Origin of the sequence: Caulobacter soli (assembly GCF_011045195.1) — a bacterium.
GTDB lineage: Bacteria > Pseudomonadota > Alphaproteobacteria > Caulobacterales > Caulobacteraceae > Caulobacter > Caulobacter soli.
Map to the genome: position 1 here is coordinate 3,388,420 of NZ_CP049199.1, position 22,150 is coordinate 3,410,569.

Here is a 22,150-nt window from a genome sequence, read left to right on the forward strand (position 1 = left end):
CGCAGGCGCGGAGGGGGCAAGTCTTAGCCTCCACCGCGCCCCGAACACTTGCCCCCTCCGGTCGCTGCGCGACCTCCTCCCCCAGAGGGGGAAGAGCGCCATCTTGACGCCCCCTCTCCCGCGCCGCACAAACGCGCCAAACCAAACACGCGTTTGAGGGAGAGTAGAGCATGGCGGACGACATCCGGTTCGACGGTCAGGTCGCGATCGTCACGGGGGCCGGCGGCGGTCTGGGCCGGCAGCACGCGCTGGAGCTGGCGCGGCGCGGCGCCAAGGTCGTGGTCAACGACCTGGGCGGCAGCGTCGACGGCTCGGGCGGCTCATCCGAGGCGGCTAAGGCCGTGGTGGCCGAGATCGAGGCCTTCGGCGGCGAAGCGATCGCCCACGGCGCCTCGGTGACCGACGACGCCGGCGTCGCCGACCTGGTCAAGACCACGATGGAAAAGTGGGGCCGGATCGACATCCTGGTCGCCAACGCCGGCATCCTGCGCGACCGCACCCTGAGCAAGATGGAACTGGCCGACTTCGAGGCCGTGATCCAGGTCCACGTGTTCGGCACCTTCAAGCCGATCAAGGCCGTGTGGGACATCATGAAGGCCCAGAACTACGGCCGCATCGTCGTCACCACCTCGTCCTCGGGCATGTACGGCAACTTCGGCCAGTCCAACTACGGCGCGGCCAAGATGGCGGTGCTGGGCCTGATGAACACGCTGAAGCTGGAAGGCGCCAAGAACAACGTCAAGATCAACGCCATCAGCCCGGTGGCCGCCACCCGCATGACCGAAGGCCTGATGCCGCCGGAAGTGCTGGAGAAGCTCAAGCCCGAATACGTCACCCCGGGCGTGGTCTACCTGGTCTCGGAAGACGCCCCCACCGGCGCGATCCTGACGGCCGGCGCCGGGGCCTTCGCCCTGTCGCGGATCTATGAGACCGAGGGCGTCTATCTGGGCGAAGGCGGCCTTTCGGCCGAGGAAGTTCGCGACAGCTGGGACCAGATCACCGCCGAGCCCGACCAGAAGGCCTATTTCAACGGCGGCGAACAGGGCGCGAAGTTCTTCCGGAAATTGGCGGGCGGTTAGGTTTCGCGCCAGCCGATACTGATCGTGGCGCGAACAAGGTTGACGTAGATTTCCCTTACGTCAGCTAGTTCGCGCCATTTTTAGGCAACTCCAAGCATTACTGACAGAACGTCGAAATATAGTCCTAGTCCATAGCGCGTTGTTCTTTGACGATCTGTACAAAATTCACCGTTTTACGAATAAATAGCAACGTTTTTTGACTGGATGCGTTAGAGCGACCGTAACCGGGGCCACCAAAGGCGCCGGAACCTCCTCCCCAGAAGGTCGTCTCTCATGTCTATCTCGCGTATCTCCCTCGCCGCCGGCGTGGCGCTCGCCACGCTGGTCGTCGCCTCGCAAGCCTCGGCCGCCGCCTTCTACCTGCAGGAACAATCGGTGCGCGGCGCCGGTCGCGCCTATTCGGGCGAAGTCGCCGACAGCGGCGCCGCCAGCCTGTGGTGGAACCCCGCCTCGATCGCCGGTCTCGAAAAGAACGAGATCTACGGCGGCCTGAACCTGGTTCAGGTCGACTCGCAGGTCAACAACCGCGGCTCGACCCTGACCCGTCCGGTCATCCCCGGCGGCCTGACCACCCCGGTCGGTGGCGATTCCATCTCCGGCGGCCCGATCAACAACGGCATCGTGCCCAACTTCGCCGGCGCCTTCCGCATCAACGACAAGCTGGCCGTCGGCCTGTCCGTCGCCGCGCCTTACAACTTCACCACCGACTACAACAGCAACAGCTGGACGCGTTACGACGCGCTGAAGTCGAACCTGAAGACCATCGACGTCAACGGCGTCATCGCCTACCGCATCAACGACATGTTCGATGTCGGCGTGGGCGTCTCGGCCCAGTACACCGACGCCGAGCTGACCTCGGCCCTGCCGAACCTGTCGCCCGCCCTGCCCGACGGCTCGTCGTCGCTGAAGGGCGAAGGCAACTGGGACTACGGCTGGAACGTCGGCGCGCGCTTCCACGCCACGCCCCGCCTGACCTTCGGCGCGTCGTACCGCTCGAAGATCGACCACGAACTGGACGGCAAGGTGACCATCGCCGGCCTGCTGGGTCCGTTGGCCGGCTCGAACGTCAGCACCAACGGCGTGGCCAAGATCACCACCCCGTGGATGGCCAACTTCGGCGCCCGTTGGCAGATCGCCGACAAGACCACCCTGAACGCCTCGGTCTCGCGTATCGGTTGGGGCGAGTTCGACAAGATCGTCGTCACCTATACGGGCGGCGGCAGCGTCAGCGAGCAGAACTACAAGAACACCACCACCTACGCCGTCGGTATCGACCAGGTCGTCAACGACAAGCTGACCCTGCGGGCCGGCGTGCAGTTCGACCCGACCCCGACCCCCGATGTCGGCCGCACCGCCCGCGTGCCGGACGGCGACCGCATGCTGTACGCGATCGGCTCGACCTGGCAGGCGACCGACAGCATCAAGTGGGATGCGGCCGTGTCGTACATCAGCTTCGATGACACCAAGATCAACCGTACCGAAACGATCTATGCCGGCACCGCCGCGGCGACCCGCCTGAACCTGCAGGGCGACGTCGGCGGCTCGGCCGTGGTCATCTCCACGGGCCTGCGCTGGAGCTTCTAGGCTTCCACGTCCGTTGACTGGAACGAGGCCGCCCGGGGAAACCCGGGCGGCCTTTTTCTTGGCCTGGTTCCAGGCGCTCCCCCACAGGGGGAGGCTTTAGTCCTTCACCCTATCCCACAGCGCCTTCGCCGCCGCGACGAACGCCTTGGCCGCCGGGCTGCCCGGCGCGCGCAGCACCACGGGCGTTCCGGCGTCGCCGGCTTCGCGCACCGCGATCTCGATCGGCGCCTGGGCCAACATCGGCACGCCCAGGGTCTTGGCCTCCTCCACCCCGCCGCCGGCTCCGAAGATCGGGATCGGGGCGCCGGTGGCCGGGTCGGCGAAGAAGGCCATGTTCTCGATCAGGCCCAGGATCGGGGTGGCGGTCTTGCCGAACATCGCGGCGGCGCGCCGGGCGTCGATCAGGGCGATCTCCTGCGGGGTGGTGACCAGAACCGCCCCGTCGATCCGCAGCTTCTGGACCAGGGTCAGCTGGATGTCGCCGGTGCCCGGCGGCAGGTCGACGACCAGCACGTCCAGCGGCGCGGCCTCGCTGCCCCAGGCCACGTCGTGGATCATCTGGCGCACCGCCGACGAGGCCATCGGCCCGCGCCAGATCATCGCCTTGCCCTCGTCGACCAGGAAGCCGATCGACATCAGCTTGATCCCGTGAGCCTCCAGCGGCTGCAGCTTGCCGTCCTCGAAGCTGGGCTCCCCGTCGATCCCCATCATGCGCGGGGCCGAAGGGCCGTAGATGTCGGCGTCCAGCAGTCCGACCCGCAGGCCAAGGCCCGCGAAGGCGCAGGCCAGGTTGGTGGCGACGGTGGACTTTCCCACCCCGCCCTTGCCCGAAGCGATGGCGATCACGTGCTTCACATGGGCCGGCTTCTCGGCCTGGGGCGGCGGGACCAGCTTGGCCTGGCTGTCTTCGGAGACCTTGGCGCCCTTGCGCACCCGGGTCGCGCCCTCGGCCGCCTGGGCGGTCAGCACCACCTGGGCGACGTCGACGCCGGGCAGGTTCGCCAGGGCCTTTTCGGCCGCCTCGCGCACCGGGGCGTAGGTCGCCGCCTGGGACGCCGGGACCTCCAGCATGAAGCCGGCGCGACCGGCGCGCACGACCAGCCCTTGCACCAGACCGGCCGAAACCAGGCCCTCGCCGGAGACCGGATCGACGACCAGATCCAGCGCCGCGCGGGCGTCGTCGAGGGTGGCGGGAGAAGCTGCGGTCACGGGATTGTCTTGCCTTGTTCTGCGGGGGCTTTCATATCCGCGTGCGGGGGTCGTTTTACAACCCCGCCATTTGGCCCGCCATTTGGGTCCGCCCTTCGCTGTGACCGGAAGACCAAGCCGCCCATGCCCTGGAACGACAACGCCGGCCCCGGACCCTGGGGATCCCCGCCACCGAACGACGGCAAGAAGGACGCCGACCGTCCCCGGAACGAGGAGCCACGCGGCGGCGGCCCCAGAGGCTCGGGCGATCCACCCCCGCCGCTCGACGTCAACGCCCTGCTCGACAGGCTGTCGGACCGGATGCGCCAGACCTTCGGCGGCCCCGGTCGCGGTCGCGCGATCGCCGCTTCAGCCTTCGGACTCGTGGCGTTGTGGGCGATTTCGGGCTGCTACGTGGTCCAGCCCAAGGAGCAGGCGGTCGTCACCACCTTCGGCGCCTATAGCCGCACGGCCCAGCCGGGCCTGCGCTACCACGTGCCCTGGCCCGTCGAGCACGCCGAGCTGGTGCCCTTCACCTCGATCCAGACCCTCGACATCGGCGGCTCGGTCAGCCAGCCGGTGTCCGACGAGCGCCTGATGCTGACCGGCGACGAGAACATCGTCGACCTGAGCTTCACCGTGCAGTGGAAAGTCTCGGACGCGCCCAAATACGCCTTCAACGTCCGCGATCCGGACACCGTCATCAAGGACGTGGCCGAAAGCGCCATGCGCGAAGTGATCGGCCGGACCGCCCTCACCCCGATCCTGACCACCGGCCGCGGCCAGGTGCAGGATCAGACCGAGGCGCTGATGCAGCGCATCCTCGACCGCTATGACGTCGGGGTCTCGATCCAGAGCGTCAACATCCAGGCCGCCACCACCCCGGCCCCGGTGCTGGAAGCCTATCGCGACGTGCAGCGCGCCGCCCAGAACGCCGAGTCCGCCGCCAACAACGCCCGGGGCGAAGCCGCCCAGATCAAGCAGGCGGCGCTGGGCTATCGCGAACAGGTCGTCCGCGAGGCCGCCGGCGACGCCGACCGCTTCAACCAGGTCTACGCCCAGTACAAGCTGGCCCCGGCCGTCACGCGCGAGCGCCTCTATATCGAGACCATGCAGCGGGTGCTGGAGAAGTCGAACAAGGTGATCATCGACAACAAGGGCGCCAGCGCCCCGGTGATCCTGCCGCCCGACGCCTTCCGTCCCAAGAGCGCGACGACGGCGACCGTCAGCGAAGGAGCCGCCCGATGAACCGCGTCCCCGCTCCCGTCGTCGCCACCGGCGTCGGCGCGCTGTTCCTGCTGATCCTGGCCAACTTCACCCTGTTCCAGGTGAACCAGCGCCAGCAGGCCCTGATCGTCCGCATCGGCGATCCGGTCCGCACGGTGACCACGCCGGGCCTGCACGTGAAAAGCCCGTTCGACACCGTCATCCGGTTCGACAAGCGCAACATCGAGATGATCAACGCCCAGCCGGAGGAAGTCACCGCCGCCGACCAGGAGCGCCTGGTGGTCGACGCCTTCGTCCGCTACCGCATCACCGATCCGCGCCAGTTCTACCGCACCCTGGGCCAGGAGAGCGTCGCCACCGACCGGCTGGACCGCATCGTCAACGCCGCCCTGCGCGAGGAGATCGGTCGCTCGACCTCCGAAGAGGTGATCGCCGGCAAGCGCGCCCAGGTGATGGCCGCCATCCGCGACCGCGTCGCCAAGCAGGTGGCCGCTTCGAACCTGGGCGTCCAGATCATCGACGTGCGCATCAAGCGCGCCGACCTGCCGCCCACCAACGAGCAGGCGGTGTTCGAGCGCATGCAGACGGCCCGCAAGCAGGAGGCCGCCGAACTGCGCGCCATCGGCGAGCAGAAGCGCCGCGAGATCGTCGCCACCGCCTATGAGGAAGCCGAAAAGATCCGCGGCGACGCCGACGCCCAGCGCGCCCAGCTGTTCGCCGAGAGCTTCGGCCGGGATCCTGGCTTCGCGGCCTTCTACCGGTCGATGTCGGCCTACGAGAAGGCGCTAGGTCAGGGCGACACCACCCTGGTGCTCTCGCCCGACAGCGCGTTCTTCAAGTACTTCGACAAGGGCCCGGCGGGGTAGTCCGAACTGCCTTGCGTCCTTCGAGGCTCGGCTTTGCCGAGCACCTCAGGATGAGGAATTCAGCGACAACGCTCCTCATCCTGAGGCGCCCGCGCAGCGGGCCTCGAAGGACGCACAGAGACTACTTCCGCTCCACCGCCTGGCGGCTCATCGGCGCCAGCTTGGCCAGCAGCTTGTTCTGGGCGGCGAACGGCACGCCTTCCTTGTCCATCGCCCACTGCAGGTTCTCGACCAGGGCGTTGAAGTCGCGGGGCGTGATGCCCTGGTCCTTGTGGGCGGCGGTCATGTCCTTGCCGGTGTAGTCGCAGCCGCCGTCCAGGATGTAGCAGAACTGCTCGGCCAGGGTCCGCTTCAGGCGCACGATGTCGGCGGTGGCGAAGATGTCCTTGATGCGCGGGTCGGCCAGGTTGCGATCGACCAGGTCGCTGGTGATCCGAACCAGCCCTTCCCTGCCGTGGAAGGCCTTGAGGACGCCGTCGTCCTTCAGCGGCGTCGCGCCGGCGTTGGCGTTGGACTGGATGTAGGGATCGACCGGCTTCTCGCCGGGCGGGACGGTCTGGGCGAAGGCCGAGCCGGCGAGGGTCAGGCAAAGGGCCGTGGCGGCCAGGATGAGGCGCATGGTGTCTTCCCCTAGAAGCCGGCTTGCAGCGACAGGTAAAGCCCGCGCTGGTTCTTGAAGGTGGCGATGTCGCCCAGGTCCGCGTAGGCCGCCGTCACCGACAGGGTCTTGTTGACCGCATAGGCCACGAAGACGTCGGCCCAGTCGCTTTCCTTGGCGAAGCCCAGGTTGTCGGGCTTGGTCCGGTACTCGGCCCCGACCAGCAGGCGCTTGGAGACCAGATAGCCGGCCGAGCCCTCGAACTGCGCCTTGTAGCGGTCGTTCTTGTCGCCGCCGAAGCCCAGCAGGCCGGTCTGGTTGGCCTTGGTCAGGCGCACCGTGCCGTTCAGGACCAGGCTCTTGTCCAGCAGCAGCTTGGTCGCCGCCGCGTAGTAGTCGACGCCCATGTCGCTCTTGCCGCCGACCGCGTGGATGACGGCGTTCTGGTTGTTCTGCTTGATCTGGGCCCCGACCGCCACCTGCGGCAGCCAGCGGTCCTGATCGTAGACGGCGTCGCCCAGGACGCGGACCTTCACGCCCGCGACGTCCTGCTTGAAGGTGAAGCCCTTGCCCAGGCCCAGCTTGGCGCCGGTCGCGCCGGTGTCGAACTCCTGGCGAGCCAGCGACAGCTCGACCCGGTCGAACAGGCCCACCGTCACACCCGCCGAGCGCAGCTCATAGTCGGGTACGTCGACATAGGTGGCGTGGACGCTGGCGCCGACGCCGCGCGAGGTCTCGTTGCCGCCGATCAGGGCCCAGGTCGACAGCCCGCCGCCCGCCCCGCCCTCGAGCGCGCTGACCCCGCCGGTCAGCAGCAGCTTGCCGCCGGCCTCGGCCGCGTGGGCCGCGCCGGCGCTCAGCACCACTACGGCGGCCGCCGTCACCATAAGTCTCGATCGCATGACGCCCCCTAGCGGTTTCGCGCCGGACCATGCAGGGCAAGACTTTACGGAACCTTGACCATGTCAATTTGTCGCAGTTCTTGAACCACAGCGTCGATTGACGTCTGTTAACTGGGATTTCACGGCGCCACAGTTAAGCCTGCACCATGAAGATCGCATCAATACTCTTCGTGGTTGCAATGCTGGCAAGTTCAGCCCAAGCCGCTGAACTTACGGTTTCAGTGCGAGGTTCCGACGGCAAGCCCGTTCCGGACGCGGTCGTCACCGTCTATCCGAACGGCCAGCCGACCAAGGGACCGATCAAGTTCGACTGGCCCTATCGCGTGGCCCAGCAGAACATCCAGTTCAATCCGTTCGTGCTGATCGTGCCGGCGGGGGCCGAGGTGTCGTTCCCCAACCTCGATAAGGTGCGCCACCACGTCTATTCGTTCTCGGCCGGCAACAAGTTCGAACTGAAGCTCTACGGCCGCGAAGAGAACCGCACGGTCAAACTGCCCGCCGTCGGCGTGGCGGCGATCGGCTGCAACATCCACGACCAGATGGTCGGCTTCATCAAGGTGGTCGACACCGCCTATGCGGCCAAGAGCGACGCCAACGGAAACGCCGTGATCCGCGACATCCCGGACGGCCCGGTCGTCGCCAAGGTCTGGCATCCCTATCTGCGCGCGCCCAAGAACGAAAAGACCCTGGCCGTCACCGCCGTCCGCGGCGCGGCGCGCGAGACCGCGACGATCGAACTCCGCCCGGGCGGGCACTGAACCCGATGTTCCAACGGCTCCAGACCAAGCTGACCGTCCTCTATGCGGGACTGTTCGCCCTGGCTCTGAGCCTGGTCGCGGTGAGCGTCTATCTGGCCATCGCCGGCAATGCCCAGCAGCAGGTTCGTAGCGAGCTGGCGGCCACCGGCACGGTGTTCGACAGCGTCTGGGCCCTGCGCACCCAGCGCCTGCGCGACGGCGCCGAGCTGCTGTCGCGCGACTTCGGCTTCCGCGCCGCCGTGGCCACCCACGACGCCCCGACCGTGGAGTCGGCCGTGGCCAACCTGCGCCAGCGCATGGGCCTGGAACTGGCCTTCATGGTCGATGTCGACGGCGACGTGGTCGGGGTCGATCCGGCCAAGGTCGATATCGAGAAACTATGGAGAGCCCTGGACCACGAGGACGGCGCCCAAGGCGTGTTCATCGTCGACGGCGCGCCCTACCAGCTAATTTCCGCCCCGGTGATGTCGCCCACCCTGACGGGCTGGATCGTGTTCGGGGCCCGCCTCGACGACCACGAGATGACCGCCCTGGAGAAGCTGGCGGCCATCCGCCTGGAGGCCCAGGTGTTCGACCGGCGCGGCGAGACCTGGGTGACCACCGGCCAGACCGCCGACACCAAGGCGCTGAGCGCGTTCGTCGCCACGGCCATGGGCCAGAAGCTTTCCGCCCCCGGCCGCTTGCGCACCGGCCACGGCGACAATCTGGTGCTGGTCAAACCCTTGAAGACCCTGGACGGCCAAGCCCCGGCGGCCCTGGTTCTGCGCTATCCCATGGCCCTGGCCATGGCGCCCTACCGCCCCCTGATGGCGGCCGTGGTCATCGCCGGACTGTTGGGCGCGGCCCTGGTGGTCGCCGCCAGCTGGGCGCTGTCGCGCGACATCGCCAAACCGATCATCGCCCTGGACGACGCCGCCCGCCGGCTGCAGCGCGGCGAGGCCGCCCATGTCGACGTGCGCTCCAGCGACGAGATCGGCCGCCTGTCCGACAGCTTCAACCTGATGGCCGCCGAGATCCGCGAGCGCGAGGCCCGGATCACCGAACTGGCCCTGCATGACGCCGAGACCGGCCTGCCCAATCGCCTGGCCGCCGAACGCCAGATCGAGGCCCGCATGGCGCGCCTGGAGCCGGGCCAGCAGGTCGTGGTCGGAGCCCTGGGCCTGGACCGCTTCGCCTTCCTGCGCGGCGCCATCGGCTACGCCCTGTTCACCGAGCTGGTCAGCGAGATCGGCGCGCGCGTGAGGGCGGTCAATCCGGACCTGATGGTCGTCCGCCTGACCACCTCGACCCTGGGGATCGTCTCCAGCCTGCACGACATCGAGGCCGCCAAGGCCCGCATCGAGTCCGTCGCCGCCCAGCTGGAAGCGCCCGTGCGCCTGGACGGCGAGCTGGTCGACATCCACCTGACCCACGGCCTGGCCAGCGCGGCGGCGGGTCAGGTCGACGCCTTCCGGCTGATCGAGCAGGCGATGATCGGCCTGGACCAGGCCCGCGCCGCCGGCCGCAAGGTCGCGATCTTCGACGCGGCGGCCTATGGCGACCCGGCCGGCAATCTATCGCTGATGAGCGACATGCTGGCGGGCGTGAACGACGGCGCGCTGTTCCTGCATCATCAGCCCAAGCTGGACCTGCGCAGCGGCGCGATCGCCGGCGTCGAGGCCCTGGTGCGCTGGAACCACCCGACCCGGGGCCTGCTGCGCCCCGACCTGTTCGTGAACATGGCTGAGGAGACCGGTCATATCCGCGCCCTGACCGACTGTGTTCTGGACCAGGCGATCGTGGACCAGCGCGCCCTGCGCGAGGCCGGCCATGACCTGACGATGTCGATCAACATCTCGGGCCGCCTGATCGACGACGCCGAGTTCGCCGATCGCGCCATCGAGAAGATCGCCGCCGCCGACGCCCGCTTCTGCTTCGAGATCACCGAGACCGCCGTGATCGGCAATCCCGACGTCGCCCTGGGCGTGCTGGCCAAGCTGACCGCCGCCGGCATTCCTGTCTCGATCGACGACTACGGCTCGGGCCTGTCGTCCCTGGCCTATCTGAAACAGATCAGCGCCGACGAGCTGAAGATCGACAAGGCCTTCGTGCTGTCGCTGGAAAACGACGCCAAGGACGCCTTGCTGGTCAAATCCACCATCGACCTGGCCCACAGCCTGGGCCTGAAGGTCACCGCCGAGGGCGTCGAAAGCCGCGAGGCCCTGGCCATGCTGCAGATGATGGGCTGCGACCTGGCCCAGGGCTTCCACATCGCCAAGCCGATGGGGCTGGCGGCGTTGATGGGGTTCCTGGGGGATTGGGGCCGAGACGCGATCGCCGACGAGGCCCAGCGGGCCTAAGCCGCCGCCTTCAGCAGGTCCATCACCACGTGCAGGCTGTCGGCGACGTGCACGCACTTGTCGTGCATCTCCTCGTTCGGATCGAGGATGTCGGGCACCATGATCGTCATCATCCCCGCCGCGTGGGCCGCGCGGACGCCGGGGTGAGAGTCCTCCAGGGCCAGGCACAGGCTGGGGTGGACATTCAGCCGGCGGGCGGCTTCCAGATAGGGATCGGGGTGCGGCTTGTGGCGCACGACATCGGCGTTGGCGACCACCGCGTGGAAGCGCCGCACCAGGTCGAAGCGGCCCAGATAGCGGTCCACCGCCCCGCGACTGTTGGACGTGGCGATGGCGCGCGGGATGCGCAGGGCGTCCAGATAGTCGAGGATCTCCATCACCCCGGTCTTCAGCCGAACCTCGGCCTCCAGGATGATCTCGACGTCGTTCCAGGTGCGGGCGAAATAGTCCTCAACGGGGAAGCTGGCGCCATAGAGCTCGCGCAGCATCACCGCGCATTCCGGATTGGTCTTGCCGACCATCGAGCGATAGGTCGCGGCGGTGAAGTCGATGCCGAACGCCTGACCCGCCTCGATCATCGCCGCCTGGTAGACGGTTTCGGTGTCGAGCAGCAGGCCGTCCATGTCGAACACCACAGCCTGAACGCCGCGCGGGAAGCTCACGAGACGAACTCCGCGGCGGTGTAGCCCTGGAAGTAGAGCAACGCGGTCAGGTCGGCGTGGTCGACCTTGGCGTGGGCCTGGGCCGCGACGATCGGCTTGGCGCGGTAGGCGACACCCAGGCCGGCGGCCTCGATCATCGCCAAGTCGTTGGCGCCGTCGCCCACGGCCAGAGCGTCGGCCGGGGTCAGGCCCAGGGCCGCCGTCTCTTCCTGAAGGGCGGCCAGCTTGGCCTCCTTGCCCAGGATCGGATCACCGACCGTCCCGGTCAGCTTGCCGTCGGCCTCGATCAGGGTGTTGGCGCGGTTCAGGTGGAAGCCCGCCGCTTCGGAGACCCGCGAAGTGAAGAAGGTGAAGCCGCCCGAGACCAGGGCGCAGCGGGCGCCGTGCTCGGCCATGGTCCGCACCAGGGTCCGCGCCCCGGGATTGAGCTTCACGCGATCGTCGTAGCAGGCCTGGAGGGCGTCGACCGACAGGCCCTTCAACATGCCGACCCGCTCGCGCAGCGCGCCCTCGAAGGCCAGCTCGCCGCGCATGGCGCGCTCGGTGATCTCCGAGACCTTGTCCTTGACCCCGGCGAAATCGGCCAGTTCGTCCAGGCACTCGACGTTGATGATCGTGGAGTCCATGTCGGCGATCAGCAGGCGCTTCCTGCGGTTCTCGACCGGCTGGACCGCGAAGTCGACCGGCCGCTCGCCGACGGCGGCCTTGACCGCCTGGTGCGTCTCGACCGGCGGACCGTCGACCAGCAGGTCCAACGCCCCCTCCCCCAGCACGGCTTCGCCAAGTTTAGCTTGAGGCGAAACCGTCAGGGCCGCGCGCACGGCGGCGGCGGCCTCCGCCAGGGCGGCAGGGTGGGGCGAGACGAGGGTGATCGCGAGCATGAGGGGCGGCTATTGGAGGAAGCCGCCCGCGTCAACCTTTGAAGCGTGGGCGCGGTTCGATCAGGACTCCGGCGTGGCCACCTGCATGCAGCGGCCGAGCACCGCCATGGCCTGGTCCTTGCCGCTCTGAGCGAACTTGGTCGACAGGTCGGCCACGCCCCGGCGATAAAGCGCCGTCGGCGTCAGACCCTGCGTCGCGCCCTCGGCATAGGCCTCGTCCAGCATGACGCCGCCGCTGGCGCCCAGCAGGCGGAACATCGGCGTCATGGAACTGCTCTTGTCGCCGCCCGAGAACTTGGCGGCCAGCTCCGGATTGCGCCGCAGGACCTCGTCGATCGTCACCAGCAACACGCCGCAGCCGAGCCGCTCATCGAGACTGGCGGGCGTCGTTTCGGCGGCGGTCGCCTTCGGGGCGGCCGGCGTCGCGGTCTTGGACGTCGAAACGGCCAGGGCGGGCGCGGCGAACGCGGTCAGGGCGATGGCGAAGGTGGCGCCGATCATGGTTTTCATGGTTTCTCCAAAACAGCGCTAAACAAGGCGGCGCAACGCCTTCGCGGCCAGAGGATCGCCCCCAGATTGTCCGACACGCAGATCGCTCTTATTGCCGGGCCCACCGCCAGCGGCAAGTCGGCCCTGGCCCTGAAGCTGGCGCGCGAGCGTGGCGGCGAGATCGTCAACGCCGACTCCATGCAGATCTATGCCGGTCTGCGGGTGCTGACGGCCGGACCCTCGGCCGAGGAGTTGGAGCAGGTGCCGCATCACCTGTTCGGCGTCGTCGACGCGGCCGACGGCTGGTCGGTCGGACGCTGGCTGACGGCGGCGACGCAGGTCTTGGCCGAGATCGCCGCCCGGGGCCGTCCCGCCATCGTGGTCGGCGGCACCGGCCTCTATTTCCGCGCCCTGATCCACGGCCTGGCCGACGTGCCGCCCGTGTCCGAGACCCAGCGCGAGGTCTCCGCCCTGCTCTACGCCGCCCAGGGCGAGCCTGAATTCCGCGACGTCCTGGCCGAGCTGGACCCGCAGGCCGAGGCGCGCATCGAGGTCGGCGACCGCCAGCGTCTGGTCCGCGCTCACGCCGTGGCCATCGCCACCGGCAAGTCGCTGACCGCCTGGCAGACCGACACCAAGCCGGCCCTGGCCGAGGGGACCTGGCGCGGCCTGGTGCTCGATCCGCCCCGCGCTGAACTCTACGACCGTTGCGACGCCCGGCTGGGGGTGATGGTCGAGAACGGCGCTCTGGACGAGGTGCGGGCCATGGAGGCCCGGGGCCTGGATCCGTCCCTTCCCGCGCTGAAGGCGGTCGGCTACCGCGAGCTGGCGGCGCATTTGCGGGGCGAGACCACGCTCGATGAAGCCCTGGACGCGGCGCGGCAGGAGACACGGCGGTACGCGAAGCGGCAGATGACGTGGTTCAGGAACCAGACGCCGGATTGGGAGCGGGTTACCAACCTCTAGCCTTCTTTTCACCGCTCATCCCGGCGAATGCCGGGACCCAGATCCCTTGGCGGTGTGGCTGATTGGAAGAACTCTAAGCTCTTGGCGTCAGCCTCAAAGCTATTCCATCAGGGTCCCGGCATTCGCCGGGATGATCGGAGATAATGTGCGATCATGATGCTCGCCTAAGCCCGACTCATGGACCTGCCAGATGACCGAACTCGCCCGCCTCGCCGCCGCCGTCGCCGCCCGTCTGACCGAGCGGGGCGAGACGGTCGCCGTGGCCGAATCCTCGACCGGCGGGTTGATCTCGTCGTCCCTGCTGGCCGTGCCCGGCGCGTCGAAGTTCTATGTGGGTGGCGCGGTGGTCTATACGGCCCGCGCCCGCCTCACCCTGCTGGACATCCCGCAGAAGGCGATGGACGGCCTGCGCTCGGCCAGCGAGCCCTACGCCGTGCTGCTGGCCCGGGTGGTCGGCAAGAACTTGAAGGCGACCTGGGGCCTGTCGGAAACCGGCGCGGCCGGGCCGGACGGCAACCGCTATGGAGACGCCGCGGGCCACAGCTGCACCGCCGTGGTCGGCCTCGATCAGGAGGTTAGTCTTACCATCGAGACCGGCCTGGACGACCGCGAGACCAACATGCGGCGCTTCGCCGAGCACGCCCTTGCCCTGCTGCTGCAAACCTTGGGCTGAAATCTGGCGTCGAGAACACCGTTGCGCCAAGGCAACGGGTCGTTTCTTGCGTCAAACCGCGCCTTGACGCCTTCCGGCGAGCATGGCATTCCCCGATCATCCAGTTGGAGCAAATACTCGTGCGCACCACCATGATCGTACTTATGGAGCGGCCGTTCACGGCGTGACCTTGAAGTCACGTTGATAGATCGGTCGCGCGCACAAAAGGTCCTTCGGGGCCTTTTTTCTTTTCTACCTCGCCCCAAGCCAAGCTTACCAAACCCCGGATCAGCCCCATGACCGCCCACCAGACCATCGAGAGCCAGGCTCCCGCCCAACCGACCAGCGATCGCGCCATGACCGGCGCCGAGATCGTGGTTCGCGGCCTCGTGGACCAGGGCGTCGAGGTGCTGTTCGGCTATCCGGGCGGCGCGGTCCTGCCAATCTATGACGCGCTGTTCCACGAGCCGCGCCTGCAGCACATCCTGGTCCGCCACGAACAGGGCGCGACCCACGCCGCCGAGGGCTACGCCCGCAGCTCGGGCAAGCCGGGCGTCGTCCTGGTCACCTCGGGTCCGGGCGCGACCAACGCCATCACCGGCATCATGGACGCCCTGATGGACTCCATCCCGATGGTCGTCATCACCGGCCAGGTCCCGACGCACCTGATCGGCACCGACGCCTTCCAGGAAGCCGACACCGTCGGCATGACCCGCTCGTGCACCAAGCACAACTACCTGGTCAAAGACGTCCGCGACCTGCCGCAGATCATCCACGAGGCGTTCAAGATCGCCACGACGGGGCGTCCAGGTCCGGTGCTGATCGACATCCCCAAGGACGTCCAGTTCGCCAAGGGCGAATATTACGGCCCCACGGAAGTCGCCTCGACCCACGCCTACAATCCCAAGACCAAGGGCGACCAGAACCGTATCGCCGAGGCCGCCCGGCTGATCGCGGGCGCCCGCCGGCCGATCTTCTACACCGGCGGCGGCGTCATCAACGCCGGCCCGCGCGCCAGCGAAGCCCTGCGCGAGTTTCAGGCCCTGACCGGCGCGCCGGTCACCTCGACCCTGATGGGCCTGGGCGCCTTCCCGGCCGCCGATCCGGCCTGGCTGGGCATGCTGGGCATGCACGGCACGTTCGAGGCCAACAACGCCATGCACGACTGCGACGTGATGATCTGCGTCGGCGCCCGCTTCGACGACCGCGTCACCGGCCGCCTGGACGCCTTCTCGCCGGGCTCCAAGAAGATCCACATCGATATCGACGCCTCGTCGATCAACAAGAACGTCCGTGTCGACCTGCCGATCGTCGGCGACGCCGGCAGCATTCTCGAGGACCTGATCGCCGCCTGGAAGGCCGCCGGCCACCAGGCCAACAAGGCCGCCTTGACCGACTGGTGGGCCCAGATCGACACCTGGCGCGCCCGCCAGTGCCTGAACTACCGACAGTCGGAGACGGTCATCAAGCCGCAGTACGCCATCCAGCGGCTGTACGAACTGACCAAGGGTCGCGACACCTACATCACCACCGAGGTGGGCCAGCATCAGATGTGGGCGGCGCAATTCTATCGCTTCGAGGACCCCAACCGCTGGATGACCTCGGGGGGCCTCGGCACCATGGGCTACGGCCTGCCCGCCGCCATCGGCGTGCAGATGGCCCATCCGGGCAGCCTGGTGATCGACATCGCCGGCGAAGCCTCGATCCAGATGTGCATCCAGGAACTGTCGACGGCGATCCAGTTCGACCTGCCGGTCAAGATCTTCATCCTCAACAACGAATGGATGGGCATGGTCCGCCAGTGGCAGCAGCTGCTGCACGGCGAGCGCTACAGCCATTCCTATTCCGACAGCCTGCCCGACTTCGTGAAGCTGGCCGAGGCCTATGGCGCCGTCGGCATCCGCTGCTCGGACCCGGCCGAGCTGGACGGCAAGATCCTGGAGATGATCAACAGCGACAAGGTGGTGGTCTTCGACTGCCGCGTCGAGAAGCACGAAAACTGCCTGCCGATGATCCCCTCGGGCAAGGCCCACAACGAGATGATCATGGGCGACGTCGAGGACATCGGTAATGTCATCGGCGCGGCGGGCGCGGGGCTGGTCTAGACTGTTGCCCTTCCCTCCCCTTTATGGGGAGGGTGGCCCCGAAGGGGGCGGGTGGGGCTTGATGACTCAGCAGACCCCGCCCACCAGCTTCGCTGGTCCCCCCTCCCCGCGAGGGGGAGGGAAACTTCCAATACTAGGGGCTACAAGAACGCGATGACCGACCTTCAACCCGCCTCCGCCTACGACATGGCCCCGAACGAACAGGTCGAGCAGACCGCGACCTTCGCCCTGTTGGTCGACAACGAGCCGGGCGTGCTGCACCGCGTGGTCGGGCTGTTCGCCGCGCGCGGCTACAACATCGAGAGCCTCACGGTCGCCGAGACCGACCGCAAGGCCCACACCAGCCGGATCACCGTGGTCACCCGCGGCACGCGCCAGGTGCTGGACCAGATCGAGGCCCAGCTGAACAAGGTGGTCAATGTCCGCCGCGTGCACGACGTGACCCGCGACCCGAACGGCGTCGAGCGCGAGCTGGCGCTGGTCAAGGTGCGCGGCCAGGGCGTCGACCGCGTCGAGGCCCTGCGCATCGCCGAGATCTTCCGCGCCAAGCCGGTGGACACCACGCTGGAGAGCTTCGTGTTCGAGATCTCGGGCGTGCCGTCCAAGATCGACAAGTTCCTGGACCTGATGCGGCCGCTGGGCCTGGTGGAACTGTCGCGCACCGGCGTGCTTTCCATCGAGCGGGGTGTTGAAGGGATGTAGCCATGACGGGCGCGATGCTTTTAGCCGGTCTTCTGATGGGACTTCCCCTCGCCGGCCAGCAACCCGCGCCCCAGGCCGTCCAGTCACCGCCCGATCCCGCCGTCTGGTGGGCGCCGGAAATCCCCAAGCCGCCGCCCGAGCAGGACCCGTTCCAGGGCCGCCGCCTGCGGCCCGGCGAGACGCTGGTCCCGATCGACAATGGCGTCGATCCCCTGCTCTACCGCCTCTGGGGCCTGCAACCCCTGCAAAGCCAGTTGATCAAGCGCGGCGAGCTGGTGCTCGAGGTCTGGGCCCGCCCAGCGGCCGGCGTGCGCCAGGCCGTGATCCGCGTGATCGTGCGCCGCGACGGTCGCGCCTTCGTCCAGGCCCGCGCCGGCCTGGGCTGTTGCACGCCCGAGATCGGCCGCCGGGTCGACATCGACGCCGAACTCGCCACCCAGCAGATCCCGCCGCTCAAGGCCCTGGTCGGCGCGCCGATGTGGAGCCAGCCCCGTTCGGTGATTGTCGACTACGGCGGCGGAGCCGTCGAGCCGGTGTGCCTGGAGGGCGTGTCCTGGGACGTCACCCTGCTGGTGCCCGGCCAGGCCCGCCATCTGCGCCGCGCCTGCGACGACGCCGAGGTGGGTTCGATCGCGCCCGCCCTGGCGGCGGCGCTATCAGCGGCTTCAGGGCGCGACGCCCGGTTCGACGCCATGTTCGCCCGTGGCGGCGACGTCTCGCGCCAGCAACGGGCCTACGACTCGCTGATCGCCTCGGGCGGCCGCCTCAAAGCCGGAACCAACAACCGCCCCCAGCCGCCCGCCGTGCCCACGCCGTCGGATGAAACGCCGGAGACGTCACCCGAAACGCGCCCTTAGCGCGCTCTTTGCGTTCGACACGCTCGGAAATTGCAATTTCAAGATAACGTCGTTATCAAACTTGACCATGACACCGGGAGGAACACCATGGCCAAGATCATCACTCTGAAATCCATGCTGGCTGTGGCCGGCGTCGTCGCCACGCTGGGCGCGACCGCCGCTCAAGCCCAAGCCGTGCCGAACACGCCGCAGATCAAGTTCGACCCGATCGGGGAACACCCGGCGCCCCCCGCCGGCCTGAACGCCTCGTGCACCAAGCAGCCCGACAGCGGCTATCAGGCCAGCACGACCTGCCCCGTCATCTACTACGGATCCACCAAGACCTGGATCTACAGCTACGACGACAATCGCGTCTCGTTCGCCCTGGTCACCTACGGCGCCAATGGCGCGGTTCTGCGCAACGTCGAATATCCCGGCGCCCGGTATGTCTTCGACGCCTTCAGCGACGACCATGGCCAGAAGATCACCATCATCGGCCAGGCCAAGGGCTCGGTGATGGTCAACTGGTCCGACCTGCCGCACTAGGCGCAGGCCGGACCCGTCGGGCGCGCCTCAGCCCACCTTCAGCAGGTTGAAGCGGTAGAGCAGCGCGCCCAGCACCGCCCCGATCGCCGGGGCGACGAAGAACAGCCACAGCTGCGCCAAGGCCTGCCCCCCGACGAGGAGGGCCGGGCCGAAGCTGCGGGCCGGATTGACCGAGACGCCGGTCACCTGGATGCCGACGATGTGGATCACAGCCAGGGCGATGCCAATGCCCAGCCCCGCGAAGCCCGGCGCGGCGTCGGTGCCGGTCGAGCCCAGGATGACGATCACGAACAGGGCGGTCATCACCACCTCGAAGGCGAAGGCCGCCTCGACGCCGAAGCCGCCGCCATAGCCCGGACCCCAGCCGTTCTGCCCCAGGCCGTGCGCCGTGCTTCCGGCGATGAACAACAGCACCGCGGCGCCAGCCGTGGCCCCGACGAACTGGGCGATCCAGTACAGCACCATCTCCTTGGCGCTCATCCGCCCCGCCACGAAGGCCGCCAGGCTGACCGCCGGATTGACGTGGCAACCCGACACCGGACCGATGCCGTAGGCCATCGCCACGATCGCGAAGCCGAACGCCAAGGCTATGCCAAGTTGTCCGACATGGTCTCCGCCCAGCACGGCCGCGCCGCAGCCAAACAAGACAAGAGCAAAAGTGCCGATGAACTCGGCAACAATTTTTGACATTTGATCGCCTCCCACTCCACGCTCGACTTCACCTTGAAGACAAGCTCGGGGAGCTTGCCTCTACTTGGCGAGTCTAGGAATAGGGGAAATGCTCTAGGCGATCGGTGGACGGGCCTTAGCGCGCCCTTAGGTCTCCAGCAGCATGTCGGGCCGCGACCGCAGGCGGGCGGCGTCGCGCAGGGGCGGCGCGCCGAACAGGCGGGCGTATTCACGGCTGAACTGCGAGGGGCTGTCATAACCCACCGCGTGACCGGCCGAACCGGCGTCCAGGCGCTGGGCCAGGATCAGCTTGCGCGCCTCCTGCAGGCGGATCTGCTTCTGGTACTGCAGGGGGCTGAGCGCCGTCACCGCCTTGAAATGGCGATGCAGGGCCGAAGGGCTCATCCGCGCCTCGGCCGCCAGCTCCTCGATGCTGAAGGGCTGGTTGAAGTGCTGGGTGATCCAGCCGATCGCCCGCTTGACCTGGCGCATGCGGCCGTCGGCCCGGGCGATCTGGGCCAGGCGCGGCCCCTGGTCGCCCAGCAGCATGCGGTAGAGGATCTCGCGCTCGATTAGCGGAGCCAGCACGGCGGCGTCGCGCGGGGTGTCGATCAGGCTGACCATCCGCATCACGGCGTCCAGCAGGGGCGGATTGACCTGGCTGACCGCCATGGCGCCAACCAGCGGCCCGGCGTCCTGGGCCAGGGCCGGCTCACCGCCCAGCTGCAGCAGCAGGTCGCCGATCACCGTCGGGTCCAGGTGCATCTTGAAGCAGAGATAGGGCTGCTCAGGCGAGGCGTCGACCACCTGGCCGATCACCGGCAGGTCGACCGAGGCGACCAGATAGTTCATCGCGTCGTAGACCAGCACCGATCCGCCGGCCAGCACCTGCTTGCGCCCCTGGGCCACCACGCAAACCGCGGCGCCGAATACGCCATGGGTCGGCTCGCTGGGCTTGCTGACCCGAACCACCGAGGCCTTGTCGCCGCAGATGTCGTAGGTTCCGTCTTCAGGCGCGTATCGTTCAATCAGCGCGGCGAGTTCGCCTTGCTCGGCCATCGACAATTCCTTTTGCTGATGGAGCTTGTCCTACGCCCCGATCCAAGCCTCGTCACGCCTGCCAAAGGTGATGTGCAGGATCGTGCAATCAAGGGGCAGCATCGGTCTATCCCTTAAGGGCTCGAACGCGTCACATTGGCGGGGTCGGTCTCGTCATACCTCTTGCCTGGTCATGACGTGGCCGCCCGCCCCCCGAGGTTCCCATGAAATACTATCCCAAGATCGCTCGCCGCGTGTCCGGCGTGTGGGCCAGCGCCGACGGCGTCGCCCTTGAACTGCGCATGGACGGCCGGTTCGAGGAACGTCACGACGACGAGGTCGCGTTCACCGGCCACTACGAGATGGAAGGCGACGACGTCCGCCTGTTCGAAGACGGCGGCGGCCTGCTGATCGGCCGCCTGACCGAGGGCCGCCTGAGCCTGACGCCGCCGCCCCGCCCCCGCGAAACCGTCCGCTTTCCGCGCCGCCCGCAACGGCGGCCTTCCCTCCGCGAGCCCCAGCCCCTATATTGAGTCCGTTCGGGTTCGCCCGGACTATGGGGATAAACGCGCACGTAATAAGCGGACTGGACCCGGGTGCGATTCCCGGCGGCTCCACCAAGACCTCCCGAGTTATCGCGGGAATGCATGGGGCCGATCAGCATCGACAGACGTGTAAAGGTGTTATGCTTTCTCTCGGCGTGGCTCACCGTATCGGGCCGCTAAACTAACTGCGAACGATAACTTCGCTGAAGAGTTCGCCATCGCCGCGTAATGCGGTGCGGGTGATCTCGCCTCTTAAGTCCTAGGGGTTCAGATCCTTAGGCGGGGCCCGGAGGGAGCCTGCCAACAGAATCCCTCCACTTTCCATATTCCTAGCTCCGCGCCCCTTCCCTCCCCTTTATGGAGAGGGTGGCGGCGAAGCCGACGGGTGGGGCCTGCTGACTCATCAAACCCCACCCGACCCGCTACGCGGGCCACCCTCCCCACGAGGGGGAGGGAAGCGCGGGCGAAAATTGAGGCCCGCGCCACCTTCTCGCCGCCCCCGCGACGCGCTAGTCTGCGCTCTTCGTTCCAGTTACCGCTTTACGATGGACCGCATGGCCCAGACCAATCCGCCTGAAGATCTGATGCAGTACGAGGCGATGGCCCAGGACGCCCTGCGCGGCGTCGTGAAGGCCGCGCTGAAGAAGGCCGCCGCGCCCGGCGGCCTGCCTGAACCGCATCACCTGTACATCACGTTCAAAACCCAGGCGGCGGGCGTCTCCGGTCCCCAGGACCTGCTGGGCAAGTATCCCGACGAGATGACCATCATCCTGCAGCACCAGTACTGGGACCTGGCGCCGGGCGAGACCTTCTTCTCGGTGACCCTGAAGTTCGGCGGCCAGCCCAAGCGGCTGTCGGTGCCCTACGCCGCGGTGACCCGCTTCTACGACCCGTCGGTGCAGTTCGCCCTGCAGTTCGAGGCGCCCGAGATCGCGCCCCAGGCTCCCGAGCCCGAGCCGGAACCCGAGGTCGCCGCCGCCACCGAGGGCGGCGAGGAAGCGCCCAAGATCATCTCCCTCGACCAGTTCCGCAAGAAATAGCCGCGTGAGCGACATCGCCTCGGATAAGCCGGAAACGCTGACCGACGAGGCGATCCTCGCGCGCTTTCACGCCGCCAAGAACCCGCCGGGCAGCTCGCGCACCCTGGGCTTTCGCATGCTGTCGGTCAGCCAGGCCGAGCGCCGGGTCGAGATCGCCTTCGCCCCGACGCTGGAGGCCACGGGCAATCCCATGGGCCAGGTGCAGGGCGGCTATGTCTGCGCCATGCTGGACGAGTGCATGTCGGTGGCGGGCCTGGTCACCTCGGGCATGACCTGCGTGGTCCCGACCCTGGAAATGAAGACCAGCTTCCTGCGTCCCGCCCTGCCCGGCCCGCTCAAGGGCGTGGGCTGGGTGGTCAAGTGGGGCAAGACGGTCTGTTTCCTGGAGGGCGAGCTCTACGACCCCGAGGGCCGGCTGCTGGCCCGGGCCAGCGCCACGGCGATCCCGACGCCGTATTCGAAGTTCAAGAAGTAGGAC

The 22,150-nt window shown here is 67.9% G+C and carries 24 protein-coding genes, 1 other RNA gene and 1 pseudogene; 18 read left to right on the forward strand and 8 right to left on the reverse strand.

The annotated features are described in order from the left end of the window. Nucleotides 1-170: 170 nt before the first annotated feature. Entirely contained in the window at nucleotides 171-1,079 is a 909-nt protein-coding gene (locus G3M62_RS15830) for an SDR family NAD(P)-dependent oxidoreductase (RefSeq protein ID WP_165188599.1), read from the forward strand. Nucleotides 1,080-1,352: 273 nt separating this feature from the next. Next, nucleotides 1,353-2,663 carry an outer membrane protein transport protein gene (locus tag G3M62_RS15835; RefSeq protein WP_165188601.1) on the forward strand — a complete coding sequence of 437 codons (1,311 nt, stop codon included), beginning with the start codon at nucleotides 1,353-1,355 and terminating at the stop codon, nucleotides 2,661-2,663. Nucleotides 2,664-2,759: 96 nt separating this feature from the next. Here the strand turns inward: G3M62_RS15835 and G3M62_RS15840 are convergent, their stop codons facing one another. Then, nucleotides 2,760-3,872 carry an Mrp/NBP35 family ATP-binding protein gene (locus G3M62_RS15840; RefSeq protein ID WP_165188603.1) on the reverse strand — a complete coding sequence of 371 codons (1,113 nt, stop codon included), beginning with the start codon at nucleotides 3,870-3,872 and terminating at the stop codon, nucleotides 2,760-2,762. Between the two features lie 123 nt (nucleotides 3,873-3,995). On the opposite strand from G3M62_RS15840, the gene hflK reads away from it, so the two are divergent. The 3 genes and pseudogenes from hflK to G3M62_RS26975 all read left to right on the forward strand — a co-directional run. Beyond that, nucleotides 3,996-5,099 carry an FtsH protease activity modulator HflK gene (gene hflK, locus G3M62_RS15845; RefSeq protein ID WP_165188605.1) on the forward strand — a complete coding sequence of 368 codons (1,104 nt, stop codon included), beginning with the start codon at nucleotides 3,996-3,998 and terminating at the stop codon, nucleotides 5,097-5,099. Beyond that, nucleotides 5,096-5,944 (forward strand): protease modulator HflC, encoded by an 849-nt coding sequence (gene hflC, locus G3M62_RS15850; protein ID WP_165188607.1) that lies wholly within the window; start codon nucleotides 5,096-5,098, stop codon nucleotides 5,942-5,944. The genes hflK and hflC overlap by 4 nt, the downstream gene beginning before the upstream one ends. 13 nt (nucleotides 5,945-5,957) lie before the next feature. Then, nucleotides 5,958-6,068, forward strand: a pseudogene (locus G3M62_RS26975) (hypothetical protein); the annotation flags it as partial. On the opposite strand, the gene G3M62_RS15855 reads toward G3M62_RS26975, so the two are convergent. After that, nucleotides 6,066-6,563 carry a group I truncated hemoglobin gene (locus G3M62_RS15855; RefSeq protein WP_165188608.1) on the reverse strand — a complete coding sequence of 166 codons (498 nt, stop codon included), beginning with the start codon at nucleotides 6,561-6,563 and terminating at the stop codon, nucleotides 6,066-6,068. The pseudogene G3M62_RS26975 and the gene G3M62_RS15855 sit on opposite strands and share 3 nt — an antisense overlap. 11 nt (nucleotides 6,564-6,574) lie before the next feature. Beyond that, nucleotides 6,575-7,444 carry a DUF3034 family protein gene (locus G3M62_RS15860; protein WP_205691871.1) on the reverse strand — a complete coding sequence of 290 codons (870 nt, stop codon included), beginning with the start codon at nucleotides 7,442-7,444 and terminating at the stop codon, nucleotides 6,575-6,577. A gap of 221 nt (nucleotides 7,445-7,665) precedes the next feature. Here G3M62_RS15860 and G3M62_RS15865 point away from each other — a divergent pair, with 221 nt between their 5' ends. Beyond that, nucleotides 7,666-8,202: a cupredoxin domain-containing protein gene (locus tag G3M62_RS15865; RefSeq protein WP_165188610.1), complete on the forward strand. Its 537-nt coding sequence runs from the start codon at nucleotides 7,666-7,668 to the stop codon at nucleotides 8,200-8,202. A gap of 5 nt (nucleotides 8,203-8,207) precedes the next feature. Further along, nucleotides 8,208-10,541, forward strand: coding sequence for a putative bifunctional diguanylate cyclase/phosphodiesterase (locus tag G3M62_RS15870; RefSeq protein WP_165188611.1), 2,334 nt, complete (start codon nucleotides 8,208-8,210; stop codon nucleotides 10,539-10,541). Here the strand turns inward: G3M62_RS15870 and G3M62_RS15875 are convergent. Genes G3M62_RS15875 through G3M62_RS15885 form a run of 3 tightly spaced genes read right to left on the reverse strand, consistent with a single transcriptional unit; the run spans nucleotide 10,538 to nucleotide 12,594 of the window. Next, entirely contained in the window at nucleotides 10,538-11,203 is a 666-nt protein-coding gene (locus tag G3M62_RS15875) for an HAD family hydrolase (RefSeq protein WP_165188613.1), read from the reverse strand. The two genes, G3M62_RS15870 and G3M62_RS15875, sit on opposite strands and share 4 nt — an antisense overlap. Continuing rightward, nucleotides 11,200-12,084, reverse strand: coding sequence for a phosphoserine phosphatase SerB (gene serB / locus G3M62_RS15880; protein ID WP_165188615.1), 885 nt, complete (start codon nucleotides 12,082-12,084; stop codon nucleotides 11,200-11,202). Before serB ends, G3M62_RS15875 begins: the two co-directional genes overlap by 4 nt. A gap of 60 nt (nucleotides 12,085-12,144) precedes the next feature. Continuing rightward, nucleotides 12,145-12,594, reverse strand: a complete 450-nt coding sequence (locus G3M62_RS15885) for a hypothetical protein (RefSeq protein ID WP_165188617.1) — start codon at nucleotides 12,592-12,594, stop codon at nucleotides 12,145-12,147. Between the two features lie 66 nt (nucleotides 12,595-12,660). On the opposite strand from G3M62_RS15885, the gene miaA reads away from it, so the two are divergent. From miaA to G3M62_RS15915, 7 genes are all read left to right on the forward strand, one after another. Beyond that, a complete protein-coding gene (miaA, locus tag G3M62_RS15890; protein WP_165188619.1) occupies nucleotides 12,661-13,539 on the forward strand; it encodes a tRNA (adenosine(37)-N6)-dimethylallyltransferase MiaA in 879 nt (292 codons plus the stop codon). Between the two features lie 190 nt (nucleotides 13,540-13,729). Continuing rightward, nucleotides 13,730-14,212, forward strand: coding sequence for a CinA family protein (locus G3M62_RS15895; RefSeq protein ID WP_165188621.1), 483 nt, complete (start codon nucleotides 13,730-13,732; stop codon nucleotides 14,210-14,212). Between the two features lie 119 nt (nucleotides 14,213-14,331). Further along, nucleotides 14,332-14,379 (forward strand): hypothetical protein, encoded by a 48-nt coding sequence (locus G3M62_RS26980; protein WP_370444040.1) that lies wholly within the window; start codon nucleotides 14,332-14,334, stop codon nucleotides 14,377-14,379. 108 nt (nucleotides 14,380-14,487) lie between these two features. Further along, complete coding sequence (locus G3M62_RS15900; protein ID WP_165188623.1) at nucleotides 14,488-16,296, forward strand: acetolactate synthase 3 large subunit; 1,809 nt, start codon at nucleotides 14,488-14,490, stop codon at nucleotides 16,294-16,296. 153 nt (nucleotides 16,297-16,449) lie between these two features. Further along, nucleotides 16,450-16,998, forward strand: coding sequence for an acetolactate synthase small subunit (gene ilvN, locus G3M62_RS15905; protein ID WP_165188625.1), 549 nt, complete (start codon nucleotides 16,450-16,452; stop codon nucleotides 16,996-16,998). 2 nt (nucleotides 16,999-17,000) lie between these two features. Beyond that, nucleotides 17,001-17,855, forward strand: coding sequence for a hypothetical protein (locus G3M62_RS15910; protein ID WP_165188628.1), 855 nt, complete (start codon nucleotides 17,001-17,003; stop codon nucleotides 17,853-17,855). Nucleotides 17,856-17,942: 87 nt separating this feature from the next. Then, complete coding sequence (locus tag G3M62_RS15915; protein WP_165188630.1) at nucleotides 17,943-18,380, forward strand: hypothetical protein; 438 nt, start codon at nucleotides 17,943-17,945, stop codon at nucleotides 18,378-18,380. A 27-nt stretch (nucleotides 18,381-18,407) separates the two neighbouring features. On the opposite strand, the gene G3M62_RS15920 is transcribed toward G3M62_RS15915, so the two are convergent. Beyond that, nucleotides 18,408-19,070, reverse strand: a complete 663-nt coding sequence (locus tag G3M62_RS15920; RefSeq protein ID WP_165188632.1) for an aquaporin — start codon at nucleotides 19,068-19,070, stop codon at nucleotides 18,408-18,410. Nucleotides 19,071-19,196: 126 nt separating this feature from the next. After that, nucleotides 19,197-20,108, reverse strand: a complete 912-nt coding sequence (locus G3M62_RS15925) for an AraC family transcriptional regulator (protein WP_165188634.1) — start codon at nucleotides 20,106-20,108, stop codon at nucleotides 19,197-19,199. A 203-nt stretch (nucleotides 20,109-20,311) separates the two neighbouring features. Between G3M62_RS15925 and G3M62_RS15930 the strand changes: the two genes are divergently transcribed. The 4 genes from G3M62_RS15930 (at nucleotide 20,312) to G3M62_RS15945 (ending at nucleotide 22,147) form a co-directional block, all read left to right on the forward strand. After that, nucleotides 20,312-20,620: an Atu4866 domain-containing protein gene (locus tag G3M62_RS15930; protein ID WP_165188636.1), complete on the forward strand. Its 309-nt coding sequence runs from the start codon at nucleotides 20,312-20,314 to the stop codon at nucleotides 20,618-20,620. After that, nucleotides 20,586-20,951: a transfer-messenger RNA gene (gene ssrA / locus G3M62_RS15935) on the forward strand. The genes G3M62_RS15930 and ssrA overlap by 35 nt, the downstream gene beginning before the upstream one ends. Nucleotides 20,952-21,186: 235 nt before the next feature. Next, nucleotides 21,187-21,672: an SspB family protein gene (locus G3M62_RS15940; RefSeq protein WP_165188638.1), complete on the forward strand. Its 486-nt coding sequence runs from the start codon at nucleotides 21,187-21,189 to the stop codon at nucleotides 21,670-21,672. Nucleotides 21,673-21,676: 4 nt separating this feature from the next. Continuing rightward, complete coding sequence (locus G3M62_RS15945; protein WP_165188640.1) at nucleotides 21,677-22,147, forward strand: PaaI family thioesterase; 471 nt, start codon at nucleotides 21,677-21,679, stop codon at nucleotides 22,145-22,147. Nucleotides 22,148-22,150: the final 3 nt, after the last annotated feature.

Excerpts from the sequence above, each read along its gene's own strand:
- G3M62_RS15830 (WP_165188599.1), top strand. The coding sequence starts at position 171 with ATGGCGGACGACATCCGGTTCGACGGTCAGGTCGCGATCGTCACGGGG.
- G3M62_RS15835 (WP_165188601.1), top strand. The coding sequence starts at position 1,353 with ATGTCTATCTCGCGTATCTCCCTCGCCGCCGGCGTGGCGCTCGCCACG.
- hflK (WP_165188605.1), top strand. The coding sequence starts at position 3,996 with ATGCCCTGGAACGACAACGCCGGCCCCGGACCCTGGGGATCCCCGCCA.
- hflC (WP_165188607.1), top strand. The coding sequence starts at position 5,096 with ATGAACCGCGTCCCCGCTCCCGTCGTCGCCACCGGCGTCGGCGCGCTG.
- G3M62_RS15855 (WP_165188608.1), bottom strand. The coding sequence starts at position 6,563 with ATGCGCCTCATCCTGGCCGCCACGGCCCTTTGCCTGACCCTCGCCGGC.
- G3M62_RS15860 (WP_205691871.1), bottom strand. The coding sequence starts at position 7,444 with ATGCGATCGAGACTTATGGTGACGGCGGCCGCCGTAGTGGTGCTGAGC.
- G3M62_RS15870 (WP_165188611.1), top strand. The coding sequence starts at position 8,208 with ATGTTCCAACGGCTCCAGACCAAGCTGACCGTCCTCTATGCGGGACTG.
- serB (WP_165188615.1), bottom strand. The coding sequence starts at position 12,084 with ATGCTCGCGATCACCCTCGTCTCGCCCCACCCTGCCGCCCTGGCGGAG.
- G3M62_RS15885 (WP_165188617.1), bottom strand. The coding sequence starts at position 12,594 with ATGAAAACCATGATCGGCGCCACCTTCGCCATCGCCCTGACCGCGTTC.
- G3M62_RS15895 (WP_165188621.1), top strand. The coding sequence starts at position 13,730 with ATGACCGAACTCGCCCGCCTCGCCGCCGCCGTCGCCGCCCGTCTGACC.
- G3M62_RS15900 (WP_165188623.1), top strand. The coding sequence starts at position 14,488 with ATGACCGCCCACCAGACCATCGAGAGCCAGGCTCCCGCCCAACCGACC.
- ilvN (WP_165188625.1), top strand. The coding sequence starts at position 16,450 with ATGACCGACCTTCAACCCGCCTCCGCCTACGACATGGCCCCGAACGAA.
- G3M62_RS15910 (WP_165188628.1), top strand. The coding sequence starts at position 17,001 with ATGACGGGCGCGATGCTTTTAGCCGGTCTTCTGATGGGACTTCCCCTC.
- G3M62_RS15915 (WP_165188630.1), top strand. The coding sequence starts at position 17,943 with ATGGCCAAGATCATCACTCTGAAATCCATGCTGGCTGTGGCCGGCGTC.
- G3M62_RS15920 (WP_165188632.1), bottom strand. The coding sequence starts at position 19,070 with ATGTCAAAAATTGTTGCCGAGTTCATCGGCACTTTTGCTCTTGTCTTG.
- G3M62_RS15925 (WP_165188634.1), bottom strand. The coding sequence starts at position 20,108 with ATGGCCGAGCAAGGCGAACTCGCCGCGCTGATTGAACGATACGCGCCT.
- G3M62_RS15930 (WP_165188636.1), top strand. The coding sequence starts at position 20,312 with ATGAAATACTATCCCAAGATCGCTCGCCGCGTGTCCGGCGTGTGGGCC.
- G3M62_RS15940 (WP_165188638.1), top strand. The coding sequence starts at position 21,187 with ATGGCCCAGACCAATCCGCCTGAAGATCTGATGCAGTACGAGGCGATG.